This window comes from Rhizobium sp. LARHSG275, assembly GCF_052871115.1.
Genome location: NZ_JBIXJN010000011.1, coordinates 1 through 24,496, shown reverse-complemented (window position 1 = coordinate 24,496; position 24,496 = coordinate 1). Strand labels below are relative to the sequence as shown.

The following is a 24,496-nucleotide window of genomic DNA, read 5'->3' as shown; positions in this document are numbered from 1 at the left end:
CGCTCTCAGGCGAGTTGCGGCGATGCACCGCTGTACAGCAGCGCAAAGTTGCTTAGGACGTCGACCTCTACGCAGCCATCGAGGTTCGGAGCCTCGGTGACGGTGATATCCAAAAGACCTTGTCGGCCGAACAGCATCTCGCGCAGAGCCGATAAGATCGCCACGACGAGGAGAGCGCCCGTCGTCTTGCATAGAGAACTAGGATCGTGACGCAGAAACATAGTAATCCTAAACCTTCCAGGCTTCGACTGCAGAGAGAGCCTCTGTCAGAATTGTTGCCTCATTCCAGTGGAACCGCGGCTTACCCACCACGCTTACAAGACACTCATCGCCACGGTAGCGGTGAACGGACATGCGCAACATCTGCTCTTATGGGCAATCGGCAGACATGAAGACCCGCCTTTTGGGTAAATGCCGGCTGAAAGCTTACGCACAACACCGTCTTTGGGTGAAGCGAAGGTGCATTAGGCGTAGCCCGCCCTTCGCTAGGACAGGTTGACTGCGGATGTGGCTAGATGATTGCTTGAGAGCAGTGCAGCACGAAGGCCGACACCTGTTTTTTTGATCTGCGGCGATCAACAATCGCTCGTCTTTTCAAGTCAGTCGGGACGGATAATGAGAGTATATAGCCTCGGAACTGCCAGCGGACCTACTATCAGTTGGCGGGCCATAGAATGCTGGGGCGCCGGCATATCCCTATTCTTTCAGGCAGGCGCCTTTCTGCCCCTCATCCTGTCAGATGCGGACGGAACGCTCAGCGAATCTGCCAAATCCATACTGCGTCTTCCTTGCTTTCCTGTGTATGCATTTACAATCGTGATCCTGATACGCAATTTTCCGCAATTTCTAACGGCGCTCAGGCGAAATCTGCTTGTTCCCCTGATCCTTGTTTTGCCGTTTTTGTCTACCCTGTGGTCAATAGCACCTCAAACGACCTTGAGGCGCGCAATCGGCCTCTTGTTTTGCGTACTTCTTTCCTACGTTCTGGCGATACGGTTCACGCCAAGGCAGCTGCTGTTCCTGTTATTCGTGACTCTGGGAACCTGCAGCGTCCTCAGTGTGGTTATCTCCTTGGTGTCACCAGCCCTCGCCAGTATGCCGGATGGTGCTATGCGGGGCGTCTTCATTCACAAGAACGTCCTGGGCTGGTATGCGGCTCTGACGATCCTGGTCGCGACGGCCGTGCTGATAGACGGGAGGCTTGGCCTGCGGCGAACCGCGTTCATCGTATTGGCCGCGGGTATGGTCTGTCTTGCAAGCTCTGGATCAATGACCGCGATCATTGCAACGTCAGTGGCGTATTGCCTGATCGGCTTTTATTCCCTCCTGCAAAGAAGCAGCAGCATTGGACGCGTCGTCATCGTCCTGTTTTTTATTCAGCTAGCTCTCGGCATTCTGATTTCGCTTCACGAATTCCTGGTTCCGGCCCTTGAAGCGCTCGGCAAGGACGCGACTCTGACCGGTCGGGTGCCATTGTGGGAACTGGTCGATCGCGAAATATCCGATCGTTGGTTTCTTGGTTATGGCTACCAGGCTTTCTGGACAACCGCGAACCCAGAAGCGACGCACATGTGGTTAAAGCTCGGATGGCCGGCGCCCCATGCGCATAATGGATATCGCGATATCTTGTTAAGCTTTGGAATAATGGGAATGATTCCGTTTGTTCTGATGCTTCCCCAGGCAATCCGCCGGGGTGCGGTCCTTCACTGTCACGATACGCAGTACGGGTGGCTCTGGCTTAACGTCCTTACAATCATGATTCTGGTGATGAATCTGACCGAGAGTATTTTTTTCGTTCAGAATGACGCCATCTTCATCCTGTTTACAGCAGCCATCATCATGTTTTCGCTGTACACGCCCGTCGTTTCGCTCAGCCGTTCGCCACCTTGGCAGGCGCCCTCGCGTGGCCTTGCGAGCGGGTTGCAGATATCATGAGGCGGCATTTTGGACTGATCCTGAGCATTTTGCCTGTCATGCTCTATCCGCAGTCCGGCAATCCGGCTCCAGTCGGGACAGAGATAGATGCGCCTGAGCGCTTGCAGATGCTCGTCAGGGAGGCGACTTGTGCGGAAGCTCCCGCGACTTTCTCAGCCAAGTTGAATGGGACTTCTTTAAGCGACATATTGAGCAGCAGCGCTGGGGCGCGGACGATATTCTACGTTTCTCCCGATGGCAAAGACACCTGGAGTGGCCTCCTTCCGACAGCAAATCAGCAGGGCGGCGATGGCCCTTTCGCCAGCATTGAAAGAGCCCGTGATGCTGCCCGTGAGAAGGGCGGCACCAACACAATCGCGCTGGGTAAAGGCGATTACTACCTTACTCAGCCGATCGTCTTTGACTCCCGCGATACGGGCTTGATGCTCACGGCAAGGTGCAATGAAGCGCCGATTTTGCATGGGGGGCTGCGCGTGCGTAACTGGGCGCAGCAGGCCGATGGTCGCTGGACGGCGCCGCTGAAATTGCCACCGGATGAAGGGGTCGGTGACCTTTTCGTCAATGGGAAACGCCAAACTCGGGCACGATATCCCAATGCTCCCGCTGATGGCGATCCACGCAAGGGATGGTTGTTTGCCGCAAAGTGCGAGCCTGCCATCGACCTGTGGGAAGGAAACACGCGCTTTTGTTTCCATGCCGGCGATCTTCCGGCAATGGCTGATACAAGTGGGCTGGTCGTGGACATCGTCGGGGGGTTTCAACCGGGAAGCCAGTGGGGCAATGACACGCTCCCAGTTGTATCCATCGATGGCGCAGGCCGGACTGTGCATACGAAAGGCACAGGCTATTTCTTTACCGCAGAAGGCAGCCGCTATTTCCTAACCGGAGCCAAGGCCTTGCTCGATGCTCCCGGAGAGTGGTGGTATGACCTTGTCGCGGGCCAGCTTCAGTATATCCCTGTCGATCAGTCGTTGCCCAATTCCGTCGTCGTTGCTGGCATTCTGCCGACATTCTTCAAATTGGATGGGGCCGATGGGATGGTCATATCAGGGCTCGAGTTTAGAGACGGAGCTCCTGAAGGCAGCGGCAAGTTCTATACGGAAACCAGAGGCTTTGGTGCCATACGGATCGAACACGCTGATGGCGTCAAGATTCTCGGCAACAGCATCGAAAATGTCGGCGTCGGGGTCCATGTGACGGAAAGCAAGGATGCGCTGATTGCCGGCAATGTGATTGCTTATGTGGCTGGCAATGGGATTTATGTCGGCACAAATTATGGCACGTTCGGCAAGTCGAACGGCTCCAGGATCCTTTCAAACCATATCCATGACATCGGAAAGGTTTACATCGAAACCGCAGGAATATGGTTCCAGGCGGCTGACAATGTCAGGATCGCCGACAACCTGATCGAAAACACGGCGCAGTTCGGAATCGCCGGCGGTTCGCTATGGGGTTCTAACGACGCCGTCTATAACGCTGTCATCGAGCATAACGAGATCCGTAACGCCAATCGGCAGACCGCAGACGGCGGCGCCATCAAGATGATGGGCGAGCAGGCCGATCCTCTCAACAGCACCATCCGCTCCAATCTGGTGACCGGGACCGGTCATCTTATGAACAGGGTCGATGGGACGTTCTGGCCTCCCGGATATGAGAATACCAGCGAATGGCCGTCGCCTATCAGCTGGGCGATCTATACGGATGGGAAGGCGAGCGGGCTGAGTATCGAGGGAAATACGCTCTCGGGCAATGTCGCGGCGATCGGTATCAACGGCGGTTGGAGCAACCTGGTGGCAGGAAACGTCATCACACACGGATCGGGCGCGGCTTTTCGCGTTGATGACGGTACCGGCAGGGGTTGGCGTCCGCCATGGGCACGCCCTAATCGTATTGAGGAGAATGTTGTATCGGTTGACAGTGACAGCGGCGTTGTAGCGTATGTCAACGCTCCCGACCTTGGGCTTGGATTTGTGCAATTCGCCCGCAACCGCTACAGCGGCAACTTGAACGACAAGAGCTTCAGGGTACATCCGGAGATCATGCGTCCGGGAGAATTTGGCAGTCTAGGAGATCTTCAGCAGGCTGGGGAGGACACCGGAAGCGTGGTCACGCCGCCCGAGTAACAAAAGGCGCGGCGACGACGGGTGTTCTGCTGCGATAAAGTCCTCAGCTATGGCGACTTATCCCTTCAATCATGGCGTGCACACGCTGTTGCTAACTGCCGCAGGCAGGAACGGTGACCACATCTGAGTGGCGCCGATTTCAAAGCGAAATTCCAACCCTTGCCCAACTCGCATCCTGCGCGAGGCTTCTGCCGAGCCGTCGGATGATCGATTGCGTCAAGGTGAAGGCCCTTTGAGCCAGGCGAAGTCGCGGCCAGATCCGTTCGAAGATCCTGCCAAGCTCAAGCGTTTCATTTGCTCAGCTGTCAGGAATTCCCTGATGACCATACGACACATAGCCGTTGGAACTTAGATCTTTCCGCAGCTGGTTGGTTCTGTCGGACATCTCTGAACGCTCGCCAGCCGGGGCCTTCATCTCGCTTATTGGGTTGACCATGTCTCTCTCCCCGGCTTTGTTCGCGCTCAAACCTCATCAGCTTTGATCGCACTAGAGTGAATAGCTTCTGCGGCTCCTGCGCGGGTCGAAGCGCCATTTCGCGGCAACGGTCATCAAAAAGAGCAACAGGGTAAGCTGTAGGGTACATAGACTTACTTCGAATATTGTACGTCATCATGGCATAAGACGTAAATATGAAATCTCTTCTACGTCCAATAGCTGGAGCTGCAAGTATGGAGGCAATCGGCCTGCCGGGATATTCTGATGATAGTTTCGATCGCGAAAGCGTAGGTCATGGGAAAGCAACCAGCAGGCAGCAGCCAAACTTCAGTTCTTCATCCAAAGGGTTCCTTTGAATGGACGAATGTCCTGGGTGTTCGCGTTTCGGCAGTCAATCTCAAAAGCGCGACTGGATTTATTCAAAAGGCGATCGAAGACGGCAGGAAGGAATATGTTTGCGTTCGCGACGCACACGGCATCGTCCGCTGTCAAGATGATCCCGAGCTTCGGTCGATACATAACCGGGCTTTCCTCGTAACTCCCGACGGCATGCCGCTCGTTTGGGCATTGAAGCGTGCTGGTCATGCCGAAAGCGACAGGGTCTACGGACCGGATCTCATGCTATCCGTTTTCGATGCCGGCAGTTCTAAGGGCTTATGCCACTTCCTTTATGGCGCAACGGCCGAAACGCTCGAACAACTGCAGGCGCGCCTTCTGGCAAAATTTCCGCAAGCACGGATCGTCGGCTCCTATGCGCCGCCCTTTCGCAAACTGTCGACGCAGGAGGAAACGGACATTGCTGACCGGCTTAATCGGTCGGGCGCCGATGTCATCTGGGTCGGGCTAAGCAGTCCCAAGCAGGAACTCTGGATGGCGCGCATGCGCGATAGTCTGGACGCATCGATGCTCATCGGAGTCGGAGCCGCATTCGATTTCCACGCCGGCCTCAAGCGGCAGGCTCCAAGGTTCATTCAAAGAAGCGGCTTCGAATGGGCGTTTCGTCTTTTATGCGAGCCGCGACGGCTGTGGCGGCGCTATGCGCTCGTCGTGCCGACCTTCATCTCACTGACGGCATTCCAGAGACTGGGGCTTCGGAAGTTTCCGATCGAAGACGGGGTTTTTGGATCAAGCGCGCCAAAAGCAGCAGCTGCAAAGGTGTAAAGCCATCATGTCCTTATTTGCGTCGCCAGCAATGACACCGGGTCCGTCGAAGGCAGCCACATCGAATGACATGGCGGCGCGGGCGATTCCGGCAGGTTCCGTGCCACCCATAGCAGCTAAGCCCACCGATCCCTTTGTGTGGGCAGGACCGAACATGCCCGTCGCACTACGGCGTGGGCTTCCTCGGTTTGCAACCTCGTCCTTCCTGATCGGCGGCGACATCGCAAGCTATTTGATTGCCTATTTTGCTCTCCTGTCCTTTCTCCCCAATGGTTCGGACGGCGCGATAGTGGAGCGCACCTTCTCGATCGCAGCGCTTGCTGCGATCGTTCTCTACGCATCGGCCGGCCTCTATCCTGGATATCGGTTACATGACCACGAACACCTACGGCGGCGCACCATAGCTGCCGCCAAGGTGGCTGTCCTGGCGGCATTCGGAGCAATTATCCTGCCCGAGGGGGAACGACTGCTACTTGCCGTTATTGGGTTCCTCGCTCTCGGGCTGATTGTTCAGCCATTTGTGCATTGGTTGGCGCGAGGCCTGTGCTGGAAACTTGGAATGTGGGGCGAGCGTGCGGTTGTCATAGGGGGGTGCCACCTTACTCCCGCTCTCGTGGCCCATTTCAAGAACCACTGGCAGTATGGCATCAGGCCGGAGCCCTTTTCCCCCGATACTTTGGAGGCATTGCCCGATTGCGTGCCATCCATTGCCGTGATTGCGGGTGACACAGGCTCGCTTGTACCCGACTTGGCGGCGCTGCGTCGGAAGTTTGCCGAAGTCATTTTGCTGTCCGACACGCCGAGCCTCAAGGTAAGCGGATTGCGACCTGCGGACGTCGGCGGAGAGATCGGTATTCGCCTCACCACCGGTGGGAGTTGGGTCAATTCGGATCCGGTTCGCCGAATCCTCGATCTCGCAATCGCCATCCCTGCAATGATCGTGGTCGCGCCATTTATCGCGTTTGCAGCGGCCGCAATCTATGCCATCGATCCAGGTCCCGTCTTTTTCCGGCATACTAGGGAAGGGCGATCCGGCAAGCCGGTGCACGTCCTGAAATTGAGGACGATGTACCAAGATGCAGAACAGCGCCTTGAAGCACTGTTCCGAGACAATCCTACGATGCGCGCCGAGTGGTTGAGCCACTTCAAGCTCAAGGACGATCCGCGCATCCTTCCGGTTATAGGACATATGCTGCGCTCTTCGAGCATCGACGAGCTCCCGCAATTGGCAAACATCATTGCCGGCCAGATGGCCATCGTCGGGCCGCGTCCGTTCCCGGAATATCACCTCCTGGCTATGGACGGCGAATTTCGAAACAAGCGCCGTTCCGTCACGCCGGGGCTCACGGGCCTTTGGCAAATATCCGAACGAAGCAATGCGGATATCGAGCTGCAGCAGCAACTCGACGAGTTCTACATCGACAACCGGTCGCTGTGGTTTGACTGCCAGATTCTCCTCAGCACAATCCCTGCGGTCTTCAAGCGCAGGGGAGCCTACTGACCATCCTCGCTTTCGCGAGGCAACCGTCAACAACGGAGCACACCAATGCACGGACAAAAGCGAATTATGGTAACCGGCGGTACCGGCTTTCTAGGATCATTCCTATGCGAAAGGCTTTTGCGAGAGGGCAATGACGTCCTCTGCGTGGACAATTACTACACCGGTTCGCGCGACAATGTGCTGCATCTTCTTGACGATCCTCGCTTTGAGGTGCTCCGCCATGACATTACCTTCCCGCTCTATGTGGAGGTCGACGAGATCTACAACCTCGCCTGTCCGGCGTCTCCGGTCCACTATCAGCACGACCCCGTACAGACCGTGAAGACCAATGTGCACGGGGCCATCAATATGCTCGGCTTGGCAAAACGCACCAGGGCGAAGATCTTCCAGGCATCCACGAGCGAAGTTTATGGCGATCCGGCAGTCCACCCTCAGCCCGAGGAATATCGAGGCAGCGTCAATCCCATAGGGCCGCGGGCATGTTATGACGAAGGCAAGCGGTGTGCCGAAACATTGTTCTTCGATTACCATCGTCAATATGGCGTGGAAATCCGCGTAGCCCGCATCTTCAATACTTACGGGCCGCGCATGCAGACCAATGACGGCCGCGTCGTCTCCAATTTCATCGTTCAGGCGCTTCAAAACGAGCCGATCACCATCTTCGGCAACGGCACCCAAACGCGCTCCTTCTGCTATGTAGACGATCTGATTGAGGGCTTCATCCGCCTGATGGGGGCGCCGGCTGGCGTTACGGGTCCGATCAATCTCGGTAACCCGGGAGAATTCCAGGTCCGGGAACTGGCCGAAATGGTCATCGAGATGACGGGATCGAAATCAAGCATCGTTTACAAGCCTCTGCCGATTGACGATCCGACGCAGCGCAAGCCCGACATCAGCCGCGCGAAGCAGGACCTGGGCTGGCAGCCGACAGTGAACCTGCGACAGGGGCTCGAGAAAACGATCGCGTATTTCGAGTGGAAGCTTTCTGGCGGAGTCAAGAGCACGCTTGGTGTCCAGTCCTCGCGAACGGCCTACACCTATCTGCCTAGCCCGGCCGTCGGCCTTCCCGTTCAGGAAGCCGTATCAATCGGGCCGTGAACTGCAACGTCGATCATTGCAAGTCGAAGCTGATGTCTTTCGATGGGATGGTGCCGGGAAACATGAATGTGCATAGCATACGAACAGGAGCCGCCCTTGCGGGTGCAACACAGCGGTTGGGGCCTATCGTCTTTGCGGTCGATGCGGCCTACGCCGTTCCCTTGGCGACCGCTCTTAGATCGGTCGCCGAGAATAACCGAAGCGCATGGCCCTTGAACATCCATGTCGTTCACGAGGGAATAGGCGAAGAAACAAAGCGACTGATCTTTGATTCTCTGCCCGCAAATTCTGCAGTCATCCAGTGGCATCCCATCGCCACATTGTCCTTCGCAAGCGGATTTTCCACTCGCCCCGGCGTTTCGAGGATGACCTTCGCGAGACTCCTTTTGCCGCAGTTCCTTCCGCAGACCTGCAATCGGGCTCTGTATCTGGATGGCGACATTCTGGTCCTGACCGCGCTTGAACAGCTGTGGAATATCGATCTCGGCGAGGCAGTGATCGGCGCCGTGCCGGATTACTGGCTGGACAATGTCGTGCGCAACGGACCAGGTGCAACCGGCGGCCCTCGGGTCGAACGTTATTTCAACGCCGGCATTCTTCTTATCGACCTTGAAAAATGGCGAAACGAGCGAGTATCGGAACGATCTCTGGACTATCTCGACCGCTTTCCGACGACGGAATATTCGGATCAGGACGCTCTTAACTTTGCCTGCGACGGAAAGTGGAAGATCCTGGACCGTGCCTGGAATTTTCAGTTCGAACCAACGCAGGCGATCGCCCGCATCGCGCTCGACCAGAAGCTCGCGATCGTTCATTTCGTGACCAACGTGAAGCCCTGGAAATCAGGAAGCGTGAGCCCGAACGTCGCCTTTTACGATACGTTTCGGTCCCGGACCCGTTTTGCGCTTACCCGTTGGGGGCGCGTTCAGAGTGGCCTGAAGCGTGCAGGCTCGCGGCTGCTTGCCAGATCCGCCTTGTTGAGAGCGGCATGGTCCTGCGCGAAATCGGCTATGCATGCGCATGCATCGACGCCGCGCCAGTGAATCGCGGAGCGAAGAACGCTTAAGAGCGAAACGAAGCCGAGTTCGGGTTCCATGAAATGCTCCGAACGAAACGATTGCCTGCGGAGGAACAAGGTTGCAACGCGTTGATGTCGTCATTCCCTGCTACAACTACGCTCATTTCCTTGAGGAATGCGTCGTTAGTGTTCTTTCACAAGCAGGCGTCGATGTGCGCGTGCTTATTCTGGATGACTGCTCGCCAGACAATACGCCGGAAGTCGGAATGGCCCTGGCCTCCAGGGACAAACGGGTCACCTATCGGCGGCACGCGGCAAACAAGGGCCACATCGCCACCTATAATGGGGGAATCGAGTGGGCGGGCGGCGACCTATTCCTGCTTCTCTCTGCGGATGATTATCTCTTGCCTGGCGCGCTGGGGCGCGCTTCCGAGCTGATGCGCAATCATCCGCATGTGGGGTTTACGTTCGGGAACGCGCTCATAGCTGAACCGGGTGGCGTCAGTAAGCGCGTCGATCCTCTCGGCGACAATTGTGTGCCTCCTATGCAGGTCTTGTCCGGTCCGCAATTCATACGGTTGAGTGGAGCAAACAACCTGGTTCCGACACCGACGGCCGTCGTGAGAACGACACTGCAAAAACAGGTCGGCGGCTATCATATGGAACTGCCGCATGCCGGCGATATGGAGATGTGGCTGCGGCTCGCATCACATGCCGGAGTGGGCTACATCAACGAAGACCAGGCAGTATACCGCAGACATGCTTCGAACATGTCGCTACAATACTATGGGCAAAGTATCCTTCCCGACCTCCGGCAACGAAAACAGGCTTTCGATATTCTATTTCGCCAAGGCGCTGAAAGCCTCAGGAAAGATGAGAAATTAAGACGTTTTCTTACCAGGGATCTCGGCAAAGAGGCGCTTCGGCTGGCGGGCATGGCATTTAATAATTTCGATGTTCCCACAGCCGCGGCTATTCAGCGTTTTGCTCTCGAGGTTTCTCCCGAAGTGCGAAATTCATTGCCCTGGATCAAGTTGGTCTGCAAGCAAACAATCGGCCCAAAGTACTGGTGCGCCTTGAATTCTATCGGGCGACGAGTTGCAGGATGAATAGGTAGGTCCGACCCAGGTTAGTTCATCCGCAAGTACGCAAACGACAGTCGGGTGGTTGAGCGCTCGATCGCTACTCATGCCAAGATCGCGCCAAGATCGCGGGGGACGCGATGGAGGGGCCCCGGTATCAAAAGACCCGGTGACGCATTCGCGCCACCGGGTGATTTGAGCAAGACATGGTTACAAGATACGAAAAGATTTACCCCAACAACGATCAGTACAACACCTTACTCACGCTCATGCCGGAATACTGGTCTGGAACAGGTCGTTGAGCTTGAACACGACTTCCGTCCTATTCGTCGCTTTGACCTTCTTCATGATATTGCGAACATGCACCTTTACCGTGCTTTCTCGCAGATTGAGCTCATAAGCGATAATTTTGTTCGCCTTTCCGCGTCGGAGCGCCTCCACGACTTCGACCTGACGATCCGTGAATATGCCGGAGAGCGGGCGGGCGGTCGAATTGCTCGAGTCCAGCAAGTGACGCATGGCGAACAGGGCGCTTGCAGGCACAAAAATTCCTCCTGCCACTGACAGCGCGATCAGCTCCATACAGACACTGACGCTGACTGAGGCGGGTATGAACCCTTTGGCTCCGTACTCAAGCGCTCTGACGATTTGGCCGAAATCGTCGCTATCAGCCAATACGATGAGTGGCGTCGATGTAAATTCTGACGCAAGCTTGCGGATTTGCTCCGAAACGGCCGGTTCATCGATCTTTTTGCCGCCGACGTTCAAGAGGATTGCCGAAAGCGGAGGATGTTCGTCGCGCTTCTGCTTCCACTCCTCAATTGATCCAAATGCCAGAATCTCCAAATCCGCCTTTTCAGCAGCCATGCATTGCGCCAAGCATTGCCTATCAAGTTCACGATTATCGAGAATGACAAGCGAATGCGTGTGCCTTGCCGACAGGTGCGCGTTATTTTCTATCTTAAGGGGAAGAGAGATGTTTTCCTGCCTGCGGTCTAGATTCGGTATAAGTGCTGAATTCACAGCTTCACCCTCCCTCTAACACGTTACGCCACTACGGCCCGAGTACCAACCCCTCTCAATACGGGGGTTTATGAAACTCTAAAGTAGGAATCGATTACCACAATTCGACGGGCGTTGCAGTAGCTAATATAGGTTAAGTACTACACAACTTCTATAATTGGATAAGAAATTGAAGATAAGCCTGAGTATAGACTTAGGTCTTACTGGGCCGATTGCGGGATAGTCTCGCTTGTTACGCCGCCGTTTGGCAATGAACCCCTAAATGCATGGAAACAATCGCTGTCTCCGGCGTAGGCCAGCCGACGAGTGCGAGAGGTACCCCGCCACCAATGTTGGACAGGGCGATAAACCAGGACGTAAGTCGTCATAAGTAGATACGCCTTTCGGCGGATAAGCTTAAACGATTTGTTTCTTTACTCAGATGAAGAAAACAATTCTCTTTGGAACGGAGAGAAGTATTTGTCCTGGATAACCTTGGACGCAATCGACCTTTGTTTAACTGAAAATCGGGCTGTTATGAGTAGGGGTTTGCAGGGATGATTGCATCAAACGTCGAGCTGGGTGACGGCAGCGTCATTCACCATCGAGATCTTGTGAATCTCTACGGCTGCACGATCGGAGCAGGAACCCGCATCGGCACCTTCGTCGAGATTCAGAAGAACGTCATCGTCGGAAAAGACTGTAAAATCTCCAGCCATTCCTTCCTCTGCGAGGGCGTGACGCTGGAAGATGGCGTGTTCATAGGCCACGGGGTCATGTTTACGAACGACACGTACCCGCGCGCCGTCAATCCGGATGGCAGCCTGCAGACGGAAGCCGACTGGATCCTCATCCCTACACTGGTCAAGCGCCACGCATCGATCGGCAGCAACGCCACCATTCTGCCTGGCGTGACCATCGGAGAGGCTGCCCAGGTCGGCGCCGGAGCGGTCGTAACAAAGGACGTGCCTGATGGCGCCATTGTCGCGGGCGTTCCAGCCAGGGTGATCGGTCGCGTCAATGACGGGCCAGTCGACATGTATGCGTTGGGAGGAATGAAATGATCGGAATCGCTGTTGTCGGGTATGGGTATTGGGGTCCGAATCTGGTTCGCAACATCTCGGAAGCGGCCGGCGCGCACCTCGTTTCAGTTTGTGATCTGAATGTCGAACGGTTGGCGGCTGTTAAAAGCCGGTATCCCGCGGTAACGATCACCGACAAATTCGAGGAAGTCCTGCGCGATCCTAGAGTAGATGCAATCGCCATCGCAACGCCGGTCTCGGCCCATTTCAAGCTCGCAATGCAGGCGATGATGGCCGGAAAGCATGTCTTCGTCGAAAAGCCGATGGCATCGACGACGGAGGAGGCCGCGCGGATGGTCGAGGAAGCCGCGCGCCGACGCCTCGTGCTGGCCGTGGATCATACGTTCGTCCATACCGGCGCCGTCCGCAAGATGCGCGAACTGGTCGAAAGCGGCCTGGGCGACATGTATTATTACGACTCTGTGCGGGTCAATCTGGGGCTCTTCCAGCACGATGTCAGCGTCATTTGGGATCTCGCCGTGCACGACCTCTCCATCCTGGACCATGTCCTGCAGGAAAGGCCGGTGGCTGTTTCTGCGACGGGCATGAGCCATGTACTCGGCGAGCCGGAGAACATCGCCTATCTGACGCTCTTCTTCGAGAGCAAGCTCATTGCCCACATCCACGTCAATTGGCTGGCGCCGGTCAAGGTGCGCCGAACGCTGATCGGCGGCAGCAACAAGATGATCGTCTATGACGATCTGGAGCCCAGCGAAAAGATCAAGGTCTACGACAAGGGCATCACGATGAACCCCAATTCTCAAGCCTACGGCGAGAAGGTGCATCAGATGCTGGTGGGCTACCGCAGCGGCGACATGTGGGCGCCCAAGCTCGATATGACCGAGGCGTTGAAACGCGAACTGGATCAGTTCGTCGATTGCATCGAGCAAAACTTGCGGCCGATTACGGATGGCCAAGCCGGGCTGCGGGTCGTTCGCATCCTTGAAGCCGCAAGCCGATCGCTCGCCCAGCGCGGTCGTATCATCGAGCTCGAAGAGGCGAGGCGCATTGCATGATCCCGTTCCTGGACCTCAAGGCACAATATCAATCCATCAAGAGCGAAATCGACGCCGCCGTGCTTGGCGTGCTCTCCTCGGGGCAATACATACTCGGCGAGGAAGTCGCTCGCCTCGAGCAGGAATTCGCGGACTATTGCAACGTCAAACATGCGATAGCCGTCAACACCGGGACGAGTGCCCTGCATCTGTCGCTTCTCGCGGCAGGCGTCGGCCCCGGCGATGAAGTCATCACCGTGCCATTTACCTTCGTCGCGACCGTATCGGCGATCTGCTACGCAGGTGCACGACCGGTATTCGTCGATGTCGAGCCCGTGACGCTCACGATGGATCCGGCTCAGCTCGAGGCAAAGATTACACCGCGAACCAAGGCCATTGTTCCCGTCCATCTCTACGGTCAGATGGCCGATATGGACGCGATCAAAGCGATTGCTGACCACCACAGGATACCGGTCATCGAGGACGCCTGCCAGGCGCACGGAGCGCAATACAAAGGCGCGCGCGCCGGCAGCATCGGCACATCCGGCTGCTTCAGCTTCTACCCCGGCAAAAATCTCGGCGCCTGCGGCGAGGGGGGTATCGTGGTCACGAACAGCGACGATCAGGCCAAGACGATGCGCATGCTGCGCGACTGGGGTCAGGAACAGCGCTATCACCATCTGCTGAAGGGCTTCAACTACCGCATGGATGCCATTCAGGGTGCGATCCTGCGCATCAAGCTCCGGCATCTCGAAGCCTGGACCGAAGCGCGGCGCGCCCATGGACGCCGCTACTCGTTGCTGCTTGGCGGTTCGGCGAATCTCAGGACGCCTGTCGAAATCGCCGACCGCCGCCACGTCTATCACGTCTATGCCGTCAGAAGCCGCGATCGCGACCAGCTTCAGCGCGCACTGAGCGAAGAGGGCATTCAGTCCGGGCTGCACTATCCGATCCCAGTTCATCTGCAGAAGGCCCATGCCGACCTTGGTTACAAGGCCGGCGATTTCCCAATATCGGAAGCTGCCGCAAGGGAGGTCCTCTCGCTGCCGATCTATCCCGAGATGCCGGCGTGGCACGTCGACCAGGTGGCCGCCGCGCTGGAGAACACCTATGTCAGCTAATCGTGCGGGCGAGGCCCGGATCGTGCAAGCGGTCCATGGCCGTCATGAAAGGCCGGCGGACCCTGCCTACCAGGCCGGGCTGGCTGAAGAACTCAGGCAGTCATACGGGCGCGCTGGCCTGATCGAGCTCTACGGTCGTTTCGCGACCGGTGACGGTGTCATCGATACTCTGATGCGAAAAGCCATCTGGCAAGCCATCACGCGGAGTTGTGGCACAGGATTGCAGGTTGCAGGCGGTGCCGGTTTCAAACATCCCGAGACGTTCGACATCGGCAATGGGGTGTTCATCGGGGCTCAGGCCTATATCCAGGGTCGCTTCGACGGCCGATGCAAGATCGGCGATAATGTCTGGATCGGGCCAATGGCCTATTTCGACGCTCGCGATCTGGTGATCGAGGATTCTGTCGGGTGGGGACCCGGCGCCAAGCTGCTTGGCTCGGCCCACACGGCACTGCCCTTGGATGTGCCGATCATTCGCACGGATCTTGAAATCAAGCCGGTACGAATCTGTGCAGAGGCCGATATCGGAACGAATGCGACCATTCTTCCCGGCGTGACCATCGGGAAGGGGGCGATCGTTGGAGCGGGGGCAGTTGTCGTTTCCGATGTCGAGCCGTTCTCGGTCGCCGCAGGTGTCCCTGCGAAATTCATACGTTGGCGTTCGGATAATGATCCGATGACGAACATGTCGCGTGAGGGAAGATCATGAGAGACAAACGGGTGCTCATTACCGGCGGTGCCGGTCTGATCGGCTCGCATATTGCCGATCTTGTCGCATTGGAAAAACCTCGCGAGATCATTGTCCTCGACAATTTCGTGCGCGGGCGCCGGGACAATCTCAGCTCGGCGATATCAAGCGCGCCTCTAAAGATCATCGACGGAGATATCCGCGACAGAGCGCTTCTGGCAAAAGTCTTCGAAGGCGTCGACATCGTCTTTCATCAGGCCGCGATCCGCATCACGCAATGCGCCGAAGAGCCACGGCTGGCTTTCGATGTCCTTGCGGAGGGCACGTTCAACGTTCTCGAAGCCGCCGTCACGGCGGGCGTATCGAAGGTCGTTGCTGCCTCTTCCGCCTCCGTTCTGGGGCTTGCCGAGAATTTTCCAACGACCGAAGAGCATCATCCGTACAATAACCGGACGATCTACGGCGCGGCGAAAACATTCAACGAGGGGCTGATGCGTAGCTTTGCGGAGATGTACGGCCTGCGCTACGTCGCGCTGCGTTATTTCAACGTCTATGGGCCGCGCATGGACGTTTACGGTGCCTATACGGAAGTTCTGATCCGTTGGATGGAACGCCTGATGGCCGGGATGCCGCCCCTCATCTATGGGGACGGTAGCCAGACGATGGACTTCGTCGATGCACGCGACATCGCCCGCGCAAACATTCTGGCGGCCAAAAGCGATGTCACGGACGAAGTGTTCAACGTCGCGAGCGGCAAGGAAATAAGCCTGCTGGAACTCGCGAAGATGCTGAGCGACATTATGGGTTCCTCACTCGAACCGCAGCACAAAGAGGCCCGCACGGTCAACGGTGTGACCCGTCGCCTTGCCGATATCAGCAAGGCCGAACGGCTCCTCGGCTTCAAGGCGGAGATCTCCATGGAGCAAGGGCTTCGTGATCTCGTCGCCTGGTGGCAAATGCAGACCAAGGCAGGGGGGGCGGCTGCATGAGCTCATCTCAATCCACAATTCCGGTCGCCAAACCCGTCCTTGGGGAGGAGGAGGCGGAGGCTGCGCGCCGCGTTATTCTGTCGGGATGGGTGACGCAAGGGCCGGAAGTCGCGGCTTTCGAGCGTGAATTCGCCGCCTTTGTGGGCGCCGCGCATGCTTGCGCCATGTCCAATTGCACGACCGCGTTGCATCTGGCCCTGAAGGCGGTCGGCATATCCGCCGGTGATGAAGTCGTCACGGTCAGCCATTCTTTCATCGCGACCGCAAACGCGGTTCGCTACTGCGATGCGGTGCCTGTTTTCGTCGATATTGAAGAAGATGGTTACAACATCGAAGCCAGTCTGATCGAAAGGGCAATCACGCCTCGCACCAAGGCAATTCTTTGCGTGCATCAACTCGGCATGCCTTGCGATCTCCGCGCCATCGTTGAGATCGGCAAGCGCCACCAGATACCGGTCATCGAGGATGCAGCCTGTGCGACGGGAAGCGAAATCCTCTGGGACGGCCGTTGGGAAAAGATCGGCAAAGCGCATGGCGATATTGCCTGCTTCTCCTTCCACCCCAGGAAGGTCGTCACGACAGGCGATGGCGGCATGTTGACGACGGCCAATCCCGAATATGATCGGAAATTCCGGCTTTGGCGCCAGCATGGCATGAGCGTCACCGATGCCGTTCGTCACGGCTCGAAACAGGTCATCTTCGAAGACTATGACGAGTTGGGTTACAATTACCGGATGACCGATCTTCAGGCGGCCGTCGGACGCGAGCAGTTGCGGCGGCTGCCGGAGTTGGTTGCCCAGCGCCGGCTGCTTGCCGAGCAATATTGCGAACGTCTGTCGACGATTGCCGGGCTTTCTCTGCCGGCTGAGCCGCGCTGGGCCCGCAGCAACTGGCAGAGCTTCTGTGTGAGATTGTCCGATACGATCGACCAGCGGGCCGTCATGCAGGCCCTGCTCGATCAGGGGATCTCGACCAGGCGCGGGGTGATGAACATTCATCTGGAGAAAGCCTATTCTGGTGAGAGCTCCCACCGCGCTGCCACGAGCCTGATGCGAAGCGTATCTGCGCAGCAGCAAACGATAATCCTGCCGCTTTATGCCCAGATGACCGTGTCTGACCTGGACCGGGTCGTGGAGGCCCTTCGCGCAGCCCTTGCGGAAGCGACCGTCGGAGCCGCCAGCGTGCAACGTGCCATGGATGAAGCTGTCGCCTGAACCCGCATTTGCCTGACGTAGCAATTTGCATAGCAAAACAATGCGCGTATCGCGGGATGCGCGCATTGTTTCGTTATGCTGATTTGGTGATCCATCCGCGGATGGTTGCTGGCACGGAGTCTGGCGGAAGCAGGTCGATCAGCATGCGCAGCGAATAGAGCCCGCAGAGAGCGACGGCGACGAAGCCAATCACCGTCGCCGGCCATAGCGGCAAAATCGAGAACATCAGGAATACCAGTCCCGATGCGGGCAAGAAAAGCAGCGCGTGTCTGCGATTGGCGGCGGACCAGCGAAAACCGGTCAGCTTCCGCACGATCACATAGATCAGGATGCTGTGCCAGACATAGAGGCCAAAAAACGCCATGCCGGCTCCTTGCGTACCGAGCAGCGATACGAAGAGCCAGGCAAGCCCCACGTGCACGATTGCCGCCGCAACCTCCGTCCAGAAGAAAATCGCCTGGGTACGCTTCGCCACGACGATGAAACCCATCGGCCAGGAAATAATCCGCAGCATCATTCCAAGGCAGATCCAGCGCAGAAGATCGACTGCCCCTTGAAATTCCGCCGAATAGAACAGGCTCATCATCAGCGGCGCAAGCGTCAAGGTGCCGAGCAGGCCGGGGCCAGCGAGCAGCATGCTGATTTCCGCCTGTTCATTGACCAGCCGATTGCATTCGGCATTGTTCTCGGCTGCCGCAGTCAGGCGCGGATAAAAATCCGTCCCCATCGCCTGCAGGATGAAGCTGGCATAGAGACCGCCAAGGCCCCAGGCCGCCTGGTATAATCCAGCCGCCATGACGCCGCCCTCCTTCAGCACGATGAGGCGGATGGCATAAGCTGCGCCGAAGGTCAGAAGCCCGCTTGCCATGAAGACGAAGCCGAGCCTGAGCAGTGCCGACACTTCCCGACCGAACTGGCGCGTGGGCATTGGCGAGGGATGCGGGCAGATCCGCCGGCTGTACCACCAGGTCGGAAGGATTGAAGCAGCCGCAATCACCACGAGGGACGGTGCGATCGCCTGCAGGCCGAACAGATAGATCAGCGGGATGCTGACAGCCGTGCCGATAAGCCCGGCAAGCACGTTGATACGGGCAAGATCGGCAATGCCGCGCAGGCCCTGGATCAATGCAGTCTGCCCTGCAGAGACCAGTCGAAAGAAGATTGCCAGCGACAGCAATGCAATGGCACCGGCATGCTGGTAGCCGCCGAAAGTGAAATTTGAGACCGGGAATGCCAACGCGGCGAGAAGGAGCGCACCAAACAACCCGAGCACCACCGATATGCGTCGCAGCACTGTTGCTGATCGTGCGATCGTTTCTGCGTCCTCGGTGCCAGCAGCTTCGGCAATCTGGCGCACGCCACTGCTGCCCACACCAAGCCCGGCAATCGCCTGCGCGATATCGAGGATCGACCCGTAAAGGCCCATCAGCCCCACGCCTTCCGGCCCAAGCAGAACAGCCATGGCTTTGTTTCTGACAATGCTGAGTGCGACGTTGACGAGCGAAGACCCGCCCATCAACATCGTCGATTTGAGGATCTGGGTGTAGGTCGAACTGCTGGGTGGGGTCATCCTCAAAGTCATCGGAAACCCTGGCCGTTTATCCCGGGCCAGCGTTCAATCTCCCGCCGCGGGCTCGATTGCAGCACATGCATTTTGCGGATCACCGGCTTACCTGACTGACATGCGCCTCTGTCTGAACAGGCAGCGCAGCGGCGTCCTCGGACAGCGCATCGGCGCTGCGAGCCCGCGTTACCCTGACCACGTCGCCCGGCACCAACTCGGTCGTTTCGGCGGCCTGGAATTGATTGACCTGTCCCTTGTCCCGCCGGCTCACAATGAACGTCAGCGGCAGGTCCTCACCACGGTTATTCGCCCTAGCGCCGTTCGACAGTTCTTCGAGAAGCAGTTGTTGCGTGGTGTCGCGCTTCAACTTGAGCTGATCGAGAGTGGCCTTTTCCGCCTGCACCTCTGAAGCCACCTCGCTGCGGCGAGTGTCGGAAAGTCCCTCGAGATTTCGCGTCGTCTCGTTGATCGCCTGGCGGCCCCGCATGATGGCGGTGACCAGGTCGAGCCGGTCGGAGCGATAGGTGGTGAGCAATCGTTCCAGATCCATCTGGCGTGAGGTGATCGTGAGGCCCTTCTGGACCAGCGTCTTCACGCTCGTCAGTTGCTCTTCGACCGATTGGATATTGTCATCCGAGCCTTTTAGCTTTTCTTCCAGCGTGTCGATTTCTGCCGTCAAGAGATTGCGCAATTCGACGAGGGCCACCGACTGCTTGTCCAGCGCGTTTGCACGCGCCTGAAAAATGACCCGCTCCTCCTGGTAGATACTCTCGGCATATTGCTGATCGGTAGCGGGCGGCTGATCGAAGACGATCTCCTTCGAGCCGGCCATCTCCGCTTGCAGCCGCGCGAGCTTTGCCGAACTGCGTAGCAGCGAATGGTCGATTTCTCGCAGGTCGCCGGCAAGCTTGATCGTCTCCGATTGCTGCTGTGCCGCAGCCCGCAACGGGCCGCCGCTCATGGCCAGGGATTGCAGGACGCTGAGGCCGGAGTGAAATTTATATTGTCCGGGCGCTGTCACGTCTCCGACGACGTAAATGGACGGATAGTCGAGAACGTCGATCGTCACAGCAGGTGCCTGGGCCAAACCCATCTTTGCCTGAAGGCGCTTGGCAATCTCGTTGGTGAGGCTCGTATTGTCCAGTCCAACCGGCTGCGGCCCCAGAAAGGGCAGGGAGACTTCACCTGCATCTGAAACCGTATATTCGCCGCCAATCGCATCCCATCGCTCAAACTGGCCCTTGGACGGCATCCATTGGACGACCGTCAGGCGGATTTTCGTTTGCGGAGCCAAAGGGGCGCTATCGGCAAGAGCCGGCGACACGGCTCCGGCAAGAAAGACGAGTGCGCTGATGGCAAGCGTGGCGCGAAAGTACGGGTGAGGGGCACGATGCGATAGATTCATTACATGTCTCGCCTTCAAACATCCTTCAACGGACGCTGGTCCAATGCCTTAGGCGCTGTTCGAACGCCGGACGCCAAGCCCGAAACCAGATCGCTAGTGTGCAGTCTGGAGAAGCCTTGAGGAAGGTGGAGGTCGTTTACTTTGCCTAATCACAATTGATGAGGTGGGGAGGATGCTTAAGCCTAAATCGAGCAGAAACACATATCTTCGGCGCGACACAGAGGCATCGCCTCGGGCGCGCTAGCCTCGAAGTACCGCAATCCCCCGCGGCAGAGCCTTTAGGCTCGCATCGCCAATTTTGCCGAACGACGATATTGACCGGCGTCGCCGCCTTCCGTTCGACAACTCGAAGCAGCGCCAGCGGTGCGGCACAAGGGCGTTCTCGTGCCAGATATTGACGACCGAAGACGCCGCCATCTCAACGGACTATGCGGCTTCAAGCCTTGCACAGCAAGCGGCAAATCTTCGCGTGTTTCATCGATCACGTGAGCGCAAACACGGCCGGTTGCCCAAAGGATGCCGCCTGTAGAGCGAAAGGCGTAGCATATACTCTCTCATTTTTCGACTACACTTCAGGGCCGCCTATCGAGCGGTCCTCATAGATTCGATCTTGATAATCTCGCGGGAGGTGCCTGCCATGTATCGCAACGCTCGTCGGTGGACCTCGCGCTCACTCCTGGTTGATTCGTTGATTCCCGCATGGCTGACCGTCGGCGGCAAGGGAAAGCCGCGCAAGCCTGCCGAAAGGCACGAGGACAGTGCTCAACTTGCGGCATCCGTGCAAACTGCGGATGGCAACAAAAATGGTAGCCTTGTCGACAATTCCCACAACAACGCGGCGCTCAACGAGCATGACTCGCAACATAGAGTGAACGTGATCGACGACCCGGACGGTCGGGCCAATATCACCCGCGAATCGCCGCCCTTGCCCGACGCTGTCGCAACAAATCGCGAGATGGGCGTGCGAAGCGGTGATACTGCCGCGTCTGTGTTGCCCGCCCACACGCCTAGTTTTGCAGGTTTCGGGCGGAACGCGAACGGAGTTGCATTCGGGGCCCAATCATCTCTTTATCGCACCTACGCTGGAATGAGCCTCATAGGCGATGATCCTTTGGCTCCGTATATTCCGCAAAGCCCTGCACCAACAGGTTCGGGGCAAAGTTCTGCTGCGGTGACGGGCGAGCGTGCGCACTCCGGCAAGGTCGTCATTCTCGAGTCGACGCCGTCGGCGCAGTCGACCGGGCAGCATGCTGGGGCAAATGCGCTGGCGTTTGGCATGCCCTTTGGTGTGTGCGGGTGCGGCTACTATACGTCCCCCACGCGGATTCTCGATTGGGCCCATGGTGGCGCCTTGCTTCAGCAAGATGGCCAGTTGCCGGGAACCAGGCTGACCGAAGGGCCGGACTACGTGGCGACGATCAAGAAGGCCATCGGCGCCTCGGTCAGCGATCCGCTTCTCGATCGGAACTTGTCCCCGCTCTCGGGCTGGCGCGGGACCGCAACGTGGACGGATTCGACGATCTTGAACGGATCGTTGCCCGGTGGCGGAGAGACCGGAAAGGGCACCACCACGAAGGGTGTCGGCATCCTTTCCGGCTCGGTGACGACGCCGCCTCAACCTTCCGCGCAGCGCTCGCTGACAACGCAAAATCTGGCGGCGGCCGCGGTGACGGCCAGCAACGCGATCGTGCTGGAAAACCAGAAGCAGGGCAATCCGGAGAGCGAGTGGGGTATCGACGGTGCGGGCAGCACCAACATCGAAGGGTTTGCGACCGACATCAGCGTCGACAACGGCAAGACGGTCAGCTTCAAGATAAACACGAATTCCACCAACTACCGGATCGACATCTATCGGCTCGGCTATTATGGCGGCATGGGCGCCCGCAAGGTCGCGACCATGCAGCATACTGGGTTGCAGACGCAGCCCAGTCCGCTGCGTAATGCCACGACCGGCACGGTCGATGCCGGCAACTGGGCCGTCTCCGCATCGTGGACCGTACCCGATGATGCCGTCTCAGGCGTCTATATCGCCAAGCTCGTGCGCCAGGATGGCACTTCCGGCGAAAACCATATCCCCTTCATCGTGCGCGACGACACCAGCCATAGCGACATCGTTTTCCAGACGGCAGACGAGACCTGGCAGGCTTACAACGGCTGGGGTGGCGCAAACCTCTATGGCGGCAACGGCCCGGCGACGGGGCAGGGTGCCGGTCGCGCCTATGCGGTCAGTTACAACAGACCGATCGCGACCCGCGGCGGGGTCGGCACCTATGCCGGCCCACAGGACTATCTGTTCGGCGCCGAATATGCAGGCATCTCCTGGCTGGAACAGAACGGCTATGATGTTTCCTACATGTCGGGTGTCGACGCCGACCGCTATGGCAGCCTGTTGCTCAATCACAAGACCTATATCGATGCGGGGCACGACGAATACTGGTCCGGTCAACAGCGGACCAATGTGGAAGCCGCGCGCGATGCCGGCGTCAACCTCATGTTCTGGAGCGGCAACGAGGTCTATTGGCGTACCCGTTGGGGCAATGCGTATAGCGCCGATGGCACGCCCTATCGCACCCTGATCACCTACAAGGAGACCTGGGCCAACAGCGGCATCGATCCTTCCAGTGAATGGACCGGCACCTTCCGCGATCCACGCTTCAGCCCACCCGCTATCGGCGGCGGCAACCCCGAAAACTCACTGACCGGACAGCTGTTCAAGGTCGACGATGTCGGCAGCAATCTCGGCGCGATCACGGTCGGATATGACGACGCCAATCTGCGCTTCTGGCGCAATACGAGCGTCGCCAATCTTCAGCCTGGCCAGACGGCAACGCTCACCAAGAACTATCTTGGTTACGAATGGGACGAAGCGTCCGATAATGGCTTCGATCCGGCTGGTCTCGTCAAGCTGTCATCGACGACGCTTCCGGTCAGCACCTATTTGCTCGATTATGGAAATACGACCGGCGATGCGACCGCGACCCACAATCTGACGCTCTATCGTGCGCCGAGCGGTGCGCTGGTGTTCGGCGCCGGTACGGTCTATTGGACATGGGGCCTGAGCGACAATCATGACAACCAGGCGACTCCGACCGATCCTCGCGTGCAGCAGGCAATGGTCAATCTGCTTGCCGACATGGGCATTCAGCCGGGGACATTGCAATCCGGGCTTACTGCCGGGACTGCTTCGTCAGACCATACTGCACCGACCTCGGTCATCACGGTACCCGCCACGGCGACCGTTGGATCCGCCGTGACGATTACCGGCACCGCTACCGATACGGGAGGCGGGGTCATCGCCGCGGTCGAAGTCTCGACCGACAACGGGGCGAGCTGGCATCCGGCGACGGGCGATGAGAACTGGACTTATACCTGGTCGCCGCAGACCGCGGGCACATACACCATCCGGTCACGCGCAGTCGACGATAACGTCAATCTGGAAACACCCTCCGCGGGACGCACTGTCACCGTCAGCGGGCCGAGTTACACCTCTCTCTTCGGTTCGGCGACGCCAGCGGTCGTCAACACCAACGATACCTCAGCCGTTGAACTCGGCGTCAAATTCCAGACTTCCGTGGCCGGCACGATCACCGGCATTCGTTTCTACAAGGGCGACCTCGATACGGGTACACATACGGGTTCTTTATGGTCGAGCACCGGCACGAAGCTTGCGACCCTCACCTTCACGAACGAGACTGCCAGCGGCTGGCAGACTGCCTATTTTACCAGCCCGGTATCGCTGACCGTTGGACAAACCTACACCGCGTCTTATCACACGAGTAGCGGTCATTATTCCACGACCACTAGCTACTTCACCTCGAACGTGACGAGCGGCCCGCTCACGGCGCCGGCCAGCGGCAACGGCGTGTACACTTATGGGAGCGCCAGCCTGTACCCCACAAGCACCTACCAGTCGACGAATTATTGGGTCGATGTGATGTTTACCACGCCGAGCTCGAACACGACGCCGACGGCAGTTGCCGATACGGGGGATGCGACGGAGAAGGGCGGGGTTGCCAATGGTTCGGGCGGCGTGGTTGCCAGCGGCAATGTGCTGACCAACGACACCGATCCGGATGCCGGTG

Annotated in this window: 18 protein-coding genes; 14 read left to right on the top strand and 4 right to left on the bottom strand. The window is 58.0% G+C overall.

The annotated features are described in order from the left end of the window. Window positions 1–5: 5 nt before the first annotated feature. On the bottom strand, window positions 6–221 hold the full coding sequence (locus tag ACIPSK_RS16245; protein ID WP_162116592.1) for a hypothetical protein: 216 nt from the start codon (window positions 219–221) through the stop codon (window positions 6–8). Window positions 222–615: 394 nt separating this feature from the next. On the opposite strand from ACIPSK_RS16245, the gene ACIPSK_RS16240 reads away from it, so the two are divergent. From ACIPSK_RS16240 to ACIPSK_RS16210, 7 genes are all read left to right on the top strand, one after another. After that, entirely contained in the window at window positions 616–1,935 is a 1,320-nt protein-coding gene (locus tag ACIPSK_RS16240) for an O-antigen ligase family protein (protein WP_162116591.1), read from the top strand. Continuing rightward, window positions 1,932–4,058 carry a right-handed parallel beta-helix repeat-containing protein gene (locus ACIPSK_RS16235; protein WP_446532949.1) on the top strand — a complete coding sequence of 709 codons (2,127 nt, stop codon included), beginning with the start codon at window positions 1,932–1,934 and terminating at the stop codon, window positions 4,056–4,058. The genes ACIPSK_RS16240 and ACIPSK_RS16235 overlap by 4 nt, the downstream gene beginning before the upstream one ends. 730 nt (window positions 4,059–4,788) lie before the next feature. Further along, window positions 4,789–5,655 (top strand): WecB/TagA/CpsF family glycosyltransferase, encoded by an 867-nt coding sequence (locus tag ACIPSK_RS16230; protein ID WP_162116589.1) that lies wholly within the window; start codon window positions 4,789–4,791, stop codon window positions 5,653–5,655. Window positions 5,656–5,662: 7 nt separating this feature from the next. Beyond that, on the top strand, window positions 5,663–7,156 hold the full coding sequence (locus ACIPSK_RS16225; protein ID WP_162116753.1) for a sugar transferase: 1,494 nt from the start codon (window positions 5,663–5,665) through the stop codon (window positions 7,154–7,156). Between the two features lie 45 nt (window positions 7,157–7,201). After that, window positions 7,202–8,254: a UDP-glucuronic acid decarboxylase family protein gene (locus ACIPSK_RS16220; RefSeq protein WP_162116588.1), complete on the top strand. Its 1,053-nt coding sequence runs from the start codon at window positions 7,202–7,204 to the stop codon at window positions 8,252–8,254. Window positions 8,255–8,286: 32 nt separating this feature from the next. Continuing rightward, window positions 8,287–9,297 (top strand): glycosyltransferase family 8 protein, encoded by a 1,011-nt coding sequence (locus ACIPSK_RS16215; RefSeq protein ID WP_312858844.1) that lies wholly within the window; start codon window positions 8,287–8,289, stop codon window positions 9,295–9,297. A 94-nt stretch (window positions 9,298–9,391) separates the two neighbouring features. Further along, the gene (locus tag ACIPSK_RS16210) at window positions 9,392–10,381 is read left to right on the top strand and encodes a glycosyltransferase family 2 protein (RefSeq protein ID WP_162116586.1); all 990 of its coding nucleotides are present in this window, start codon (window positions 9,392–9,394) and stop codon (window positions 10,379–10,381) included. A 240-nt stretch (window positions 10,382–10,621) separates the two neighbouring features. Here the strand turns inward: ACIPSK_RS16210 and ACIPSK_RS16205 are convergent, their stop codons facing one another. Then, window positions 10,622–11,377, bottom strand: a complete 756-nt coding sequence (locus ACIPSK_RS16205; protein ID WP_017969293.1) for a LuxR C-terminal-related transcriptional regulator — start codon at window positions 11,375–11,377, stop codon at window positions 10,622–10,624. A gap of 536 nt (window positions 11,378–11,913) precedes the next feature. Between ACIPSK_RS16205 and ACIPSK_RS16200 the strand changes: the two genes are divergently transcribed. The 6 genes from ACIPSK_RS16200 to ACIPSK_RS16175 are packed head-to-tail and all read left to right on the top strand — an operon-like array spanning window position 11,914 to window position 17,445. Then, window positions 11,914–12,420, top strand: coding sequence for an acyltransferase (locus ACIPSK_RS16200; protein WP_162116585.1), 507 nt, complete (start codon window positions 11,914–11,916; stop codon window positions 12,418–12,420). Further along, the gene (locus tag ACIPSK_RS16195) at window positions 12,417–13,454 is read left to right on the top strand and encodes a Gfo/Idh/MocA family protein (protein ID WP_162116584.1); all 1,038 of its coding nucleotides are present in this window, start codon (window positions 12,417–12,419) and stop codon (window positions 13,452–13,454) included. The genes ACIPSK_RS16200 and ACIPSK_RS16195 overlap by 4 nt, the downstream gene beginning before the upstream one ends. Continuing rightward, window positions 13,451–14,554: a DegT/DnrJ/EryC1/StrS family aminotransferase gene (locus ACIPSK_RS16190; RefSeq protein WP_162116583.1), complete on the top strand. Its 1,104-nt coding sequence runs from the start codon at window positions 13,451–13,453 to the stop codon at window positions 14,552–14,554. Before ACIPSK_RS16195 ends, ACIPSK_RS16190 begins: the two co-directional genes overlap by 4 nt. Beyond that, on the top strand, window positions 14,544–15,263 hold the full coding sequence (locus tag ACIPSK_RS16185) for an acyltransferase (protein WP_162116582.1): 720 nt from the start codon (window positions 14,544–14,546) through the stop codon (window positions 15,261–15,263). The genes ACIPSK_RS16190 and ACIPSK_RS16185 overlap by 11 nt, the downstream gene beginning before the upstream one ends. Next, the gene (locus ACIPSK_RS16180) at window positions 15,260–16,231 is read left to right on the top strand and encodes an NAD-dependent epimerase/dehydratase family protein (protein WP_162116581.1); all 972 of its coding nucleotides are present in this window, start codon (window positions 15,260–15,262) and stop codon (window positions 16,229–16,231) included. The genes ACIPSK_RS16185 and ACIPSK_RS16180 overlap by 4 nt, the downstream gene beginning before the upstream one ends. Further along, window positions 16,228–17,445 carry a DegT/DnrJ/EryC1/StrS family aminotransferase gene (locus ACIPSK_RS16175; RefSeq protein ID WP_017969287.1) on the top strand — a complete coding sequence of 406 codons (1,218 nt, stop codon included), beginning with the start codon at window positions 16,228–16,230 and terminating at the stop codon, window positions 17,443–17,445. Before ACIPSK_RS16180 ends, ACIPSK_RS16175 begins: the two co-directional genes overlap by 4 nt. A 73-nt stretch (window positions 17,446–17,518) precedes the next feature. Here the strand turns inward: ACIPSK_RS16175 and ACIPSK_RS16170 are convergent, their stop codons facing one another. Both ACIPSK_RS16170 and ACIPSK_RS16165 read right to left on the bottom strand, forming a co-directional pair. After that, window positions 17,519–19,027: an O-antigen translocase gene (locus ACIPSK_RS16170; RefSeq protein WP_162116580.1), complete on the bottom strand. Its 1,509-nt coding sequence runs from the start codon at window positions 19,025–19,027 to the stop codon at window positions 17,519–17,521. Window positions 19,028–19,106: 79 nt separating this feature from the next. After that, window positions 19,107–20,414, bottom strand: coding sequence for an exopolysaccharide biosynthesis protein (locus tag ACIPSK_RS16165; RefSeq protein ID WP_017969285.1), 1,308 nt, complete (start codon window positions 20,412–20,414; stop codon window positions 19,107–19,109). Window positions 20,415–21,051: 637 nt separating this feature from the next. Between ACIPSK_RS16165 and ACIPSK_RS16160 the strand changes: the two genes are divergently transcribed. After that, window positions 21,052–24,496, top strand: a 3,445-nt coding sequence (locus ACIPSK_RS16160) for a N,N-dimethylformamidase beta subunit family domain-containing protein (protein WP_446532948.1), incomplete at its 3' end; no start/stop codon positions are given.